Origin of the sequence: Arthrobacter sp. H5 (assembly GCF_000520595.1) — a bacterium.
Taxonomy (GTDB): domain Bacteria; phylum Actinomycetota; class Actinomycetes; order Actinomycetales; family Micrococcaceae; genus Arthrobacter_D.
Genome location: NZ_KI915011.1, coordinates 140732 through 153175, shown reverse-complemented (window position 1 = coordinate 153175; position 12444 = coordinate 140732). Strand labels below are relative to the sequence as shown.

General features: G+C 63.6%; 11 protein-coding genes and 1 tRNA gene. 5 read left to right on the top strand and 7 right to left on the bottom strand.

Going from position 1 to position 12444, the window contains the following annotated elements; translation table 11 throughout:
• Positions 1 to 115 precede the first annotated feature (115 nt).
• From Y708_RS25820 to Y708_RS0116560, 7 genes are all read right to left on the bottom strand, one after another.
• The gene (locus Y708_RS25820; protein ID WP_035776692.1) at positions 116 to 1081 is read right to left on the bottom strand and encodes an AAA family ATPase; all 966 of its coding nucleotides are present in this window, start codon (positions 1079 to 1081) and stop codon (positions 116 to 118) included.
• Between the two features lie 8 nt (positions 1082 to 1089).
• Entirely contained in the window at positions 1090 to 1578 is a 489-nt protein-coding gene (locus Y708_RS0116585; protein ID WP_028280792.1) for a hypothetical protein, read from the bottom strand.
• Entirely contained in the window at positions 1575 to 2297 is a 723-nt protein-coding gene (locus Y708_RS0116580) for a DUF4129 domain-containing protein (RefSeq protein WP_028280791.1), read from the bottom strand. Before Y708_RS0116580 ends, Y708_RS0116585 begins: the two co-directional genes overlap by 4 nt.
• Positions 2298 to 2543: 246 nt before the next feature.
• Positions 2544 to 2619 (bottom strand) — tRNA-Arg (locus Y708_RS0116575).
• Positions 2620 to 2706: 87 nt separating this feature from the next.
• The gene (locus Y708_RS0116570; RefSeq protein WP_028280790.1) at positions 2707 to 4206 is read right to left on the bottom strand and encodes an FAD-dependent oxidoreductase; all 1500 of its coding nucleotides are present in this window, start codon (positions 4204 to 4206) and stop codon (positions 2707 to 2709) included.
• Positions 4207 to 5058 (bottom strand): FAD:protein FMN transferase, encoded by an 852-nt coding sequence (locus tag Y708_RS0116565; RefSeq protein ID WP_028280789.1) that lies wholly within the window; start codon positions 5056 to 5058, stop codon positions 4207 to 4209. It abuts the gene before it with no gap.
• A gap of 3 nt (positions 5059 to 5061) precedes the next feature.
• Entirely contained in the window at positions 5062 to 5475 is a 414-nt protein-coding gene (locus Y708_RS0116560; RefSeq protein ID WP_028280788.1) for an FMN-binding protein, read from the bottom strand.
• 151 nt (positions 5476 to 5626) lie between these two features.
• On the opposite strand from Y708_RS0116560, the gene argS reads away from it, so the two are divergent.
• The 5 genes from argS to thrB are packed head-to-tail and all read left to right on the top strand — an operon-like array spanning position 5627 to position 12201.
• Positions 5627 to 7267 (top strand): arginine--tRNA ligase, encoded by a 1641-nt coding sequence (gene argS, locus Y708_RS0116555; protein ID WP_028280787.1) that lies wholly within the window; start codon positions 5627 to 5629, stop codon positions 7265 to 7267.
• Positions 7268 to 7269: 2 nt separating this feature from the next.
• On the top strand, positions 7270 to 8775 hold the full coding sequence (lysA, locus tag Y708_RS25815; protein ID WP_051479084.1) for a diaminopimelate decarboxylase: 1506 nt from the start codon (positions 7270 to 7272) through the stop codon (positions 8773 to 8775).
• 8 nt (positions 8776 to 8783) lie between these two features.
• Positions 8784 to 10103: a homoserine dehydrogenase gene (locus Y708_RS0116545; RefSeq protein WP_035776663.1), complete on the top strand. Its 1320-nt coding sequence runs from the start codon at positions 8784 to 8786 to the stop codon at positions 10101 to 10103.
• On the top strand, positions 10104 to 11234 hold the full coding sequence (thrC, locus tag Y708_RS0116540) for a threonine synthase (RefSeq protein ID WP_028280785.1): 1131 nt from the start codon (positions 10104 to 10106) through the stop codon (positions 11232 to 11234).
• Positions 11235 to 11247: 13 nt separating this feature from the next.
• The gene (gene thrB, locus Y708_RS0116535) at positions 11248 to 12201 is read left to right on the top strand and encodes a homoserine kinase (RefSeq protein WP_028280784.1); all 954 of its coding nucleotides are present in this window, start codon (positions 11248 to 11250) and stop codon (positions 12199 to 12201) included.
• Positions 12202 to 12444 lie beyond the last annotated feature (243 nt).

The following is a 12444-nucleotide window of genomic DNA, read 5'->3' as shown; positions in this document are numbered from 1 at the left end:
GAACGGCAGCGCGAGTGCGGCCACGTCCGGCCGGCCCGTGAAGAAGCCGACGACCAAGCAGAACAGGGCGCTGATGGCGGCGATTCCCCACTGTCCGCCTGGTCGAAGTTCCGTTTTAGCGCTCACGCGGGGAAACCGTGGTGGGGGTTGGCACCTGGTTCATCACCTGGACGATGATGTCCTCGGCCTTTATGCCGCGCGCCCAAGATGAAGGGCTCAGTGTCAGTCTGTGAGCCAGGACGGGCACTGCTGCAGACTTCACGTCCTCCGGGAGCACAAAGCTGCGGTTGTCCATGAGAGCCAAGGCTCTCCCCATCAGCACAAGACCCTGCGATCCACGCGGCGAAGCCCCAACGTCAACCGCGTCATGGCTCCTGGTGGCTGCGGTCAGCCGGACCGCATAGTCGATGATGTCGGGATCCACGTCCACTCCCTCCACCGCGGCCTGCATATCGAGCAATTCCTGCGGACCCGCGACAACGCGCAGGGAGGCAGATTCGCGGTGCCGCTCCAGGCGGCGCCTGATGATTTCCTGCTCGGCGCTGCCTTCGGGGTAGCCCACACTGAGCCGCACCAGGAAGCGGTCGAGCTGCGCCTCGGGCAGGGGATACGTTCCTTCAAACTCGATAGGGTTGGCCGTTGCAAAAACATGGAAGGGCTGCTGCAGCGGGATGGTCCTGCCCTCAACTGAAACCTGACCTTCAGCCATCGCCTCCAGCAGCGCCGACTGGGTCTTTGGAGAGGTGCGGTTGATTTCATCTGCAAGGAACAGGCCGGTGAAAATCGGACCGGGCCTGAATTCGAAGCTCCGCTCCGCGGGATCGAAGATCGAGGAGCCGGTGACATCGGAAGGAAGCAGGTCCGGCGTGCATTGCAGCCTTCGGAAGTCCAAACCGAGGGTCTGCGCCATGCTCTTGGCCGCCAGGGTCTTGCCCAGCCCGGGCATGTCCTCAAACAGGACGTGTCCACCCGAAAGCACTGCGGCTAGTGCAAGCTTCAAGGGTCTCGCCATGCCAACCACAGCTGTGCCGATCTCCGCAAGAATGCTGTTGCAGCGTTCGGCAGTGGTTCCGGGCGTCATGGCTGAGTTCACGGGTGATCCTTTGTTGGGTGTGGGGACGGAGAACCGCTGGAGTCCTTCCCATCGGAGCGGAGCATGGCGCTCAGTTCTTCAAGCACAGCAACAAACAGCTCGGTGCCCACAGTGGCGCCGGAATTGCCGCGCAGCAGGGCGCCCATCGCTCCTCCGGCTTTCTTCGGTTCAATACCACGTGCAGCCAGCACTGAATTGACCAACCGGCGCAGCTGGAAATCCGCCCGGACACCGACTGCCTCCCGCGAAGACGAGATGGAAAACTCCAGCGCTTGCACATCCCAGAGCCCGTTGTTGCGGATGGGCTGACCGGCCTTGGGGAACCGGTGGAGCGTGAGGCTTTCGAGCAGGCCATTAGCAATGCCCGCGATGAACGCACCGCTGATAAGTGCCGCGGCATGGTTGATGTCGAGACCCAGCATGAACGCGAGGGCTGCCGCTAAAAAAGTCAGCACTCCTGAAACGCGCCAGTGGCTGATCGTCATGGTGCGCTCCGGTGGGGGAGCGCCCTGCTAATCGACGTGGAGATGCTTTCCAATGCTTCGCGTGCGCGGGCAACTTCACCATCATTGACGGTGACCGGCCCGTCATGCGCCCCAAAGCGGACACGTTGGTAGATGGTCTGGAGGAAGGAGACATCGGCGGCCGGTGCATCGAAAGCGGCCAGCACGTGAGTGGTGTATTCCGACGTCGTTTGATGGCTCAGGCGGGGGACTCCCGCGGAGCTCGTGGCGTCTTCAAGTTCAAGCCAGCACTTGAGAATGGCATCGGCTGAGTCCATGGGGCCATCGAGTTCGGCAGCGGCTGCCCTCAGGCGGCGGATCAGGTTTTCCCGCACCACCTCGGGGTGGTCCCATTCATTCTTGGAGTAGGCGCTCCGATCGTTGCGCTCCTCTCCCTGCCAGCGATGGCTCAGCAGATACCGGATCAGCAGATAGGCGGCTGTTGCGAGCGCAACGAGTACAAGAAGCACGGGCAGAGCGCTGAAGTCCGACTCCGCGCCGGGCTGGCGTTCGGCCGGCTCCGGCGCTTCGGGCGGCGGCTCGAAGCTGGGAAGAATGTTGCTGCCGGCAGGGAATTCGAAAGTGGGTGCGGCAACCAGCGGACCGAGGAAGGCGGCTCCCACCAGCACGAGGAACACGGCGAGAATACTGAACAGGGCGCCGAACTCGAAGGGGTGTTTGGCGCGTGGACTTCGCTCCATTGCTCCTCCCCACGTTTGCAGTCCGAGGTACTGGTTCGGCCAACTCCGGCACGTCAGTGATCTAGCAACAGTGTAGGCATTTGTGGCACACGTCACCGAATCCGGGAAAATCGGAGGGAAAGGGGTTTCAGAGCGAGCCGCTGTTGCGGAACGCCACCGCTGTTGCGGAACGCCACCGCTGTTGCGGAACGCCACAGTCGCTGCGGGCTGGGACCCGCTGTCCAAGGTGTGCGCCCAGTCAGCAGATGGTGCCCTCGATAGGATTCGAACCTACGGCCTTCTGCTCCGGAGGCAGACGCTCTATCCCCTGAGCTACGAGGGCGTGGCGCGGTATTAGCCGCGACCAAAAGGGACTCACCGAGCTTAGCAGGTGGAAGACTGCAGTGAAAACGCGTCGCGGAAGCTCCGGTCAGTACCCCAGGAAAGCGTCGGTGTGCACGGATTTTCCGCCCGCCGAACGGATGACCTGCCGGGCGCGGGCAAGCATGGATGGCGAGCCTGAGACCTGGATCCGCCGCGCCGCGATGTCCGGTACGGCCTCCCGAAGTTGATCTGCGGTGGGAAACTCGGTCCCCATGTATTGCCACTGCGCGGGCAGCGTGATCGACGGCATCGAAGGACAGAAGAGCAGCACCCGAACTGTGGAGAGCTCCTCCACATACGCCAGCTCCGCCGGTGAGCTGACCACATAGGCCATCACGACGTCGCGCCCGCCTTCCGCAGCGCCCGCCCGCAGCTGGCTCACGAACGGCGTCACCCCGATGCCGCCTGCAAACAGGAAAAGTGGGACGGAACCTCCCGGCGGCAGTACAAAGTCTCCGCCGACGGAGGTCGCGGAAACGCTCGTTCCCGGTTTCAGTGCAACCAGGGCGGTTTTGAAAGAGCTCAAGGGCTCGGACAGTCTGAGGCCAAAGCTCACAATCTTGTCCCCGGGAGCCGATGAGATGCTGAAGACCCGCCGGACCCCCCGAATGTCGGCCCGCTCATGCGGCAGGGTCAATTCCATGTACTGGCCCGGCTGAAACCTCACGGGATGCTCCGGGGTGAACAACAGCTCCGTGCTGGTGGGCGTCAGATTCCGGGCGCCGGTGAACCGCAGCTTGATGCCGCGCCGCTGTCCCATAGAGAACGCCAGCGCATTGCCGATGACCAATGCGAATTCCGGTCCAAGGAAGACCGGGGGAATGCTGATCTGCAACGCCAGCACAATTGCAACGACGGCAGCAACCAGCAGTTGCTGCCACCGCCGCGGCGGAAGGGTGAGGGGTTCGGTCAGCATGAAACCCACCAGGAACAGCAGCGGATAGGACTGGAAGACCAGCGCGAGCGCGTCCAGCACCGGCATGCCGCCCGCAGCCAGGCGGACGGTGAGGATTCCGGCGGCGACCGCAATGAACAGTACCCCCATCGAGAGTTTTTGGTTCCTGTGCAGCAGCAGCGCCGTGAACAGCAGCACCAGTGGAAGCATCGCCGGGTTGGCTGGCCACCACGCGGCCGCTCCCAGTCCGGTCAGCGTGACAACGACGGCGCCAAACGCAGCGGGATTGAAAACATGCCGGCCACGAATTGCCACCAGGTACTTCGAAGCTGAAGCAATGAGCCCCGCGGCCCCGATGGCAGCCAGGCCGGCGGGTTCCGAAGAAGGAAACATCACGAAGAACAACAGCAACCCTGTGATCAGCGACGACTCGGTGTGCGGCCGGGTACGGAAAACCAGCGCCATCAGCCGGGTGCCCACCCAGGAGGATACGACGGCGGCGGCAAGGCTTGCTCCGAGCTCGCCGGGGCTGAAGGCCAGTAGGCCGGCAAACGAGAGGGCGACGGCGAAGGCTGCGAGCACCAGCAGCATGATGAACACCAGGCGGTACATGGTGATACGCCCAAGATGGGTATTAAGGCCGCTCAGCATCTAGAAAAGCGCTCCGTCCAGAGGGGATGAAAAACGGGCATGCCCGTCTGAAAAGACTTGAATGTAGTCAAAGCTGAATTCTGCCAGCAATGTGTCAGGCTCTGCGAGAAACAGCGCAGTTGCCAGCCCATCCGCTGTCATGGCGTCGGCGGCGAGCACCCACGTTGCCACCACCGTGTCCACACAGTGTCCGGTTGCCGCGTTCACCACATGATGCAGTCCGTCAGCCCATCTCCTGCGGTTGGACGAAGATGCGCACAACGCCCGGCCCCCAAGTTCGACCACGCCAATCGCCGAACCAGCCGCATACGGATGTTCAAGTGCCACCTGCGCAGGTGTAGCCCCGCGGTGCACCATGTCGCCGCCGGCATCGACCACATGGTCCGGATAGCCGGCGGCGCACAAGAGGTCCGAAACCAGGTCCACGAGTTGCCCCTTCCCCGCGGCGCCAACGTCAAGTGTCACGGAGGCATGGGCGGTCAGCCGCACGCCGTTCCAATCGAGATTGCCGTCCCAGTCCGGTGCCGCGGCTGGCGCGCCGCGGGGCACAAAGGAATATCCGGCGTCGTACCCCAACTGCTCAAGGCTGGTTCCCGCCAGCGGTGACATGGCACCGTCCGTGAGCCGGTACAGGGTCCGGTACAGCCGCCCGAGCGCATCACCGTGCGCAGGCAGGGTGATGCTGCCACCAGGCGCAAGCTGCGCAATCCGGGAGTCGGCGCGGAAACGCGAGTACACGGCGTCGTACTCCTCCACGATGGCGAGGACTGCGGCACCCGCGTGCGGAGTCAGGGGAAGGGGCGTGTCGATACGCCAGTGCGTTCCGATGGCCTCGAACTCGGTGGCGTCCACGCCTTACTGGACGGCTTCGGCTTTGATCTGGTCCACTGCTGAGCGGAAACCGCTGCTGGTCAGCGAGGATCCCGAGACTTTTGTCACGTCCAGCTCATCAAGGTTCCGGCCAACGATCTGTTCCTTGATGCCACTGCTGAATTTTCCCTGATACAGCTCAGTGGTGGGGTTGCTGGGCATGGGCTCGGCCACCGCGTCGGTGACTACGTCTGACTCGACGGTCAGGGTGACATTGATGGTTTCCTCGCCGCCGGGTGTCTGGTATGAGCCGGACTGTGTGTACGTGCCGTCGGCATAGGGGCCAGTGATCCCGCTCCCACCGGCCGGAGCCGGCGATGATGCGGCGCAGCCAGCGGTGCCCAGAAGTGAAACTGCGGCCAGGCCGGTGACTGCCCAGCGGCGGGGACTAGTGCTCACGGAAAAAGTTCTCCTCGGATGGGAAACGGTGTACGTCTATGTCCAACGTAACCGTGATCGATTCGTTTCAGCAGCTGGTGCGGACTGGTGGGTCAGGCGGCTGACCGTCACAGAATCCGGTGGATTCGATCAGCGCCGTTATGCTGGATGGGTGACTCCAGAAGAACTCTCCTCCGCTGTTTCCTCCTGCCTGAAAGACGCTGTTGCAGCCGGTGACATTGCTGTCGAGCTGCCCGCTGAGGTACGCGTGGAGCGGCCCAAGAGCAGGGAGCACGGGGACTGGGCAACCAACATTGCGCTGCAGTTGTCCAAGAAGGCTGGAATGAATCCCCGCCAATTCGCCGAGGTCCTGAAAGGACGTTTGGAGAAGATCGACGGCGTCGCCTCGGTAGGTATCGCGGGTCCGGGATTCCTGAACATCACCCTGGACGCGGCGGCGGCCGGTGAACTGGCGCGGTCCGTCGTCGAGGCGGGGGCCGCCTACGGGACCAATGATGCGCTGGCCGGGCATGTCATCAACATGGAGTTTGTCTCCGCGAACCCAACTGGTCCACTTCACCTCGCCCATACACGCTGGGCCGCTCTTGGGGACTCGCTGGCCCGCGTGCTGCTGGCCAGCGGTGCCCAGGTGACCAAGGAGTACTACATCAATGATGCCGGTACCCAGATGAACAACTTCGGGGCCTCCGTTCTGGCGACCATCAAGGGCCGTCCAACACCTGACGGCGGTTATCCCGGCGAGTACGTCGCGGACCTGGGCCGGACCGTGGCGGCGACCCGTCCGGAAATCGGTTCCCTGGACGATGACGCCGCCCTCCCCATCATTCGTGAACTGGCCTATGAGGCCCAGATGATGGACATCAAAGAGACCCTGGCGGATTTCGGTGTGCACTTTGACGTCTACTTCTCCGAATCCGCGCTGCATGGCAGCGGTGCCGTTGAGCAGGCCGTGGAAAGGCTCCGCGGACAGGGCCACGTCTTTGACCAGGATGGTGCTGTCTGGCTCCGGACCACCGACTTTGGCGATGACAAGGACAGGGTGCTGATCCGGGCCAACGGCGAACCAACCTATTTTGCGTCCGACGCGGCGTACTACCTGTCAAAAAAAGACAGGGGGTTCACCGAAAAGATCTACCTGCTCGGAGCTGACCACCACGGCTACATAGGACGTCTCAAGGCAATCGCCGCGTGCGCTGGGGATGACATGGAAATCAACATTGAGGTGCTGATCGGCCAGACGGTTTCCGTCAACGGCGCCCGGCAGTCCAAACGCGCGGGCAACATCATTGAACTCAGGGACCTCTTGAACTGGCTCGGAGCAGATGCGCTTCGGTATTCGCTGGGCAGATCTCCGGCGGATTCCGCAATGTCTCTTGACCCTGAGCTGCTGAAGAAGAACACCAACGAAAATCCTGTCTTCTACGTGCAGTATGCCCATGCCCGCACCTGCGCTGTTGCACGAAATGCAGCATCCACCGGCGTGGACCGGTCGGTATTTGTTGCCGCCGCGCTCGATCATCCCGCGGATACCGAGCTGTTGGCGCATCTCGGCTCATATCCTTCAGTCGTTGCCCAGTCGGCCAAATTCCGTGAGCCGCACAGGGTAGCCCGGCATCTGGAGGTCATTGCCGGGGCCTACCACCGCTGGTATGACGCGTGCCGGGTAACTCCTATAGGTGATGAGCCGGTGACGGACGTCAACCGGACCAGGCTGTGGCTCAACGATGCAGTGACCCAGGTCCTCGCCAATGGGCTTGGACTGCTGGGTGTCTCCGCGCCGGAACGGATGTAGTGATGAGCGCATCCCCTCTGGCGCCGGGCTGGCTGAGCCATCCGGGCAACGTCAACGAGCTTAACCCTGCACTCTGGGCCAGGGACGTGGCCCGGGCCAAGGGCGGCGAACTCGCCGTCGATTCCGTCCCTGTATCAGCGCTCGCCGCACAGTTCGGCACCCCCGTTTTTGTGGTGTCTGAAGCGGATTTCCGGGCGCGGGCGCGTTCCTTCAAGAACGCCTTCGACGCCGCGTTCAAGGACCTCTGCGGGGGAGTGGATGTTTACTACGCGGGTAAGGCCTTCCTCTGCAGCGAGATAGCCCACTGGGTCTCGGAGGAAGGACTCCGTCTGGACACCTGCTCCGGCGGTGAGCTGGCGGTGGCCGTGCGGGCGGGGCTGACCGGGCGCCAATTGGGTCTGCACGGCAACAATAAGTCGGATGCCGAAATAAACCGTGCGCTTGACCTTGAGGTTGGCCGGATAGTGGTGGACAGCCTCCCGGAACTGGAGCGGGTCGGCGATCTGGCTGCTGCACGCGGCGCTACGGCAAACGTTATGCTCCGGCTTACCCCCGGTGTTCACGCGCACACGCATGAGTTCATTGCCACCGCACACGAGGACCAGAAGTTTGGCCTCTCCCTGGCCTCCGCATCGGTCCCCGGGCCCGGGAAAAGACCCATGCACGACGATGGTTCGCCCGCCGCGCAGGCGGTCGCGGCCGCACTGGCCCATCCGTGCATCCGGCTGCTGGGAGTGCATTGCCATATCGGCTCCCAGATCTTCGAGCCTGCCGGGTTTGAGCTAGCAGCGCGCCGGCTTCTGGGCTTCCTCGCCGACGTGCGCGACCGGCACGGCATTGAGCTCCCCGAACTGGATCTCGGTGGCGGCTACGGCATCGCCTACACCGAAGCTGATACCCCGCGTCCTGCCACCGAAATAGCGCAGGCGATGGCCGCCGTCGTACGCAGTGCCTGCTCCGAACTTGGCCTGCGCGTGCCGCGCGTCTCGATTGAACCGGGACGGGCGATTGTGGGTTCCACCACCTTCACGCTGTATACGGCGGGCACAACCAAGACGGTGAATGTGCAGATGGACGCGGCCAACGACGACGGCGCGACCCACCCCAGGCGGTATGTGTCGGTGGACGGCGGCATGAGCGACAACGCGCGTCCGGTGCTTTATGACGCCGACTACTCGGCGGTGCTGGCCTCCCGTTCATCCACAGCCGCGCCCGGACTGTCCCGCGTGGTTGGCAAACACTGCGAAAGTGGTGACATCGTGGTGAGGGACGTTTACCTCCCATCGGATACGCGGGCGGGTGACCTCATTGCGGTGCCCGGCACCGGCGCGTACTGCTGGGCCCTTGCAAGCAACTACAACTACGTTGCGAGGCCCCCAGTAGTGGCGGTGAAGGACGGTCACGCACGGCTGATTGTGCGGGGCGAGACAGAAGATGATCTGCTGGCGCGCGACGTGCAGCGCGAACAGGTCGGCAAGGACCACAACAACCTGGAAGCAGGAGCCTGATCAACTTGATGAATGCCCCCCACAAACCACTTCGCGTAGCCCTGCTGGGCTGCGGAAACGTTGGGTCCCAGGTAGCGCGGATCCTGCTGGAGGACGCGGATAACCTGGCGGCGCGGACCGGCGCCCGGCTTGAGCTCACCGGAATTGCCGTGCGTAATCTCGACGCCCCCCGGGAGGTGGACCTTCCGCGGGAGCTGTTCACCGTGGATGCGGCGGCCCTTGTGGAGGATGCCGACATTGTCATCGAGCTGATGGGCGGCATTGAGCCGGCGCGCACCCTGATCCTGCGGGCCATCGATCATGGTGCCACAGTGGTGAGCGGCAATAAGGCGCTCCTGGCGCAGGACGGGCCAACCCTGTATGAAAAGGCAGATGACGCGCGCGTCCAGCTGTCCTATGAAGCAGCCGTGGCCGGCGCTATCCCGATTCTCCGGCCTATCCGCGACAGCCTGTCCGGCGATCGCATCACGCGTGTCCTTGGCATCGTCAATGGCACCACCAACTACATCCTTGACCAGATGGACTCGACCGGAGCGCAGTTTGACGATGCGTTGAAGGACGCGCAGCGTCTGGGCTACGCGGAGGCGGATCCCACAGCGGACATCGAGGGGCACGACGCCGCAGCCAAGGCCGCCATCCTTGCCTCCCTGTCCTTCCACACGCGGTTTGCCCTGGAGAACGTCCACTGCCAGGGCATCACGTCCGTCACGTCGGACGACATCTCTGCGGCCAAGGACGCCGGCTATGTCATCAAGCTCCTCGCAATCGCTGAACTGCTGAAGGACGCAGCCGGCGACGACGGCGTGAGCGTGCGGGTCCACCCCACACTCCTGCCCCGGGACCACCCGCTCGCAGCCGTCCGCGGGGCATTCAACGCCGTCTTCATCGAAGCGGAAAACGCCGGAGAGCTCATGTTCTACGGTCAGGGCGCGGGAGGAACACCCACCGCCTCAGCCGTGCTCGGCGACGTCGTCAGCGCCGCCCGCCGCATGGTGCTGGGCGGCCCGGGACGCACCGAGACCACCACCGGGCACGTTCCGGCACTGAGTATTGACACCGTGAGCACCAGCTATTACATCGGCCTGGACGTCGCCGACCAGCCTGGCGTCCTCGCGAGGATTGCCCAGCTGTTCGCCGAGCACAATGTCTCCATTGAAACCATGCGGCAGACCATCCATCCCGCAGTGGACGGCGGCGACGCTACGGCCGAACTGCGCATTGTCACCCACCGTGCATCGGAGTCGTCACTGGCCGCAACCGTCAAGCACATCCAGGATCTGGACGTCATCAATTCGGTGACCTCCGTACTTCGAGTAGAGGGAGTCTAAGTGGCTCACCAGTGGCGCGGCGTCATCCGCGAATACGCCGAACGTCTGCCTGTCTCCGAATCGACGAAGGTGATCACGCTCGGCGAAGGCGGCACGCCGCTTGTTCACGCCAAGGCGCTCTCAGAACTCACCGGCTCGCAGGTGTACTTGAAGGTCGAGGGGATGAACCCCACCGGATCCTTCAAGGACCGGGGAATGACCATGGCCATCACGGCCGCAGTTGCTGAAGGGGCCAAGGCCGTGGTCTGCGCGTCAACGGGAAACACTTCGGCGTCCGCGGCTGCCTACGCCACCCAGGCCGGGATCACCTGCGCAGTGCTGGTGCCGGAGGGCAAGATCTCCATGGGTAAGCTCAGCCAGGCGATTGCGCACGGTGCCGAGTTGCTGCAGGTCCACGGCAACTTTGACAACTGCCTGGAGGTTGCACGGAAACTCTCCGACTCCTACCCGGTATTCCTCGTGAACTCGGTCAACCCTGCACGGATCGAGGGTCAGAAGACGGCCGCGTTTGAAGTGGTCGACTCACTCGGAGACGCACCGGACTACCACCTCCTCCCGGTCGGCAACGCGGGCAACATCACTGCCTACTGGAAGGGCTACCAGGAGTACTCCCAGCCCTACACTTCTCCCACTGCCGGCAACCTGCCCGCGGTTTCCACCAAGACGCCGATCATGTGGGGTTTCCAGGCCGAGGGTGCCTCGCCGTTGGTCAAGGGCTACCCCGTCACTGAACCCGACACCATCGCAACCGCCATCCGCATCGGAAATCCGGCCTCGTGGGACCAGGCAATCGCGGCGCGCGATGAGTCGGGTGGACTGATCGAAGCCGTGACCGACGACGAAATCCTGGCCGCGCACCGCTGGCTCTCATCAAGAGAAGGCGTCTTCGTCGAACCGGCCTCCGCTGCCGGTGTTGCTGGACTGCTGAAGAAGCATGCCGCGGGGGACGCACCCTCCGGCAAGACCATCGTCATCACCGTGACCGGCCATGGCCTGAAGGATCCGCAGTGGGCACTCCGGGCCGCGGACGGTTCCGATGTTGAGCCCACCAAGGTGGAGTTCGACGTCGTCAGTGTCGCCGCAGCGCTTGGCCTGGACGGCGACACCACCCACCTGCCGTCGGATGACTGAGGGGCTGGCCACCATGGCGCCCTCAGCACTCGTTGCAGCTGGACAGGAGCTCACCGTCCGGGTGCCTGCGACGTGTGCCAACCTCGGGCCGGGCTTCGACAGCCTGGGCCTGGCACTGTCCCTGTACGACAGCATCAGAGTCCGGACCACCACAAGCGGCACCACGGTGGTGACGGTGTCCGGCGAGGGAGCCGGCGAACTGCCCGGCGATGAGTCGCATCTGGTGGCCAGGACCTTGTTGGGCACCTTGGAGAGGTGCGGGTATTCATGTCCGGGTCTTGAGATCGAGGCACTGAACGTCATCCCGCATGGCCGCGGACTCGGCTCCTCTGCGGCCGCAATAGTTTCTGCCGTCCTTGCGGCCAATTCACTGTTGCCAGCCGCGGACCGGATGGACGCCCCGGCGCTGCTGCAGCTGTGCTCAACGCTGGAGGGACACCCAGACAATGTGGCGCCCGCGCTGCTGGGTTCAATGGCTATTTCGTGGGAGACGGGCCGCGCCTTCCAAAGCACCACCGTCCGCGTGCATCCCGAGGTGATTCCCGTGGTTGCAGTACCCGGGAGCGAGCTGTCCACCGAAGCCGCCCGCGCGCTGCTGCCGGCCTCCGTGTCCCACCACAGTGCGTCGTCGAACGCGGGCCGGGCGGCCCTGTTGGTGCATGCACTTGGAGCTGCGCCGGAGTTTCTGCTGGATGCTACGCGCGATTCCCTGCATCAGGACTATCGTGCGCAGGCCATGATGCCCAGTGCAACGCTGATGCGCGGACTCAGAGCGCAGGGCTACGCGTCGGTGATTTCGGGTGCGGGACCAACTGTGATGACGTTGGCAGTCGGAGAGCAGCAGGCCGCCGCCGTTGAGCGGCTGATCGAAGAGCTTACTGCAGCGCCTGATGAACCGCACGGCTGGCGTGTTCTTCGGCTGAAAGTGGACACGGAAGGTGCTAAAGTAGAAGTGCACCAGCGGTAAGACCGCATTCAGATGTGTGCTTCTGTTGAACTGGCCGTCATTTCTTTTGACCGCCGTGAAACTGCATGTTTATCAGCAGTGGCGCAGTCTCAGGTGTAACCTCCCAGGAACCGTATGCGTCAGGGTTCGTTCTGCAACCACTGCGCTGAGGTTCCCCAAGGTTCCAGCACACTCGGCCCGGCCGGAGAGCACTCGTCCGGACCGAACCCCGGCTGCCATCCCACATTGACTTTGGCTGCGGGG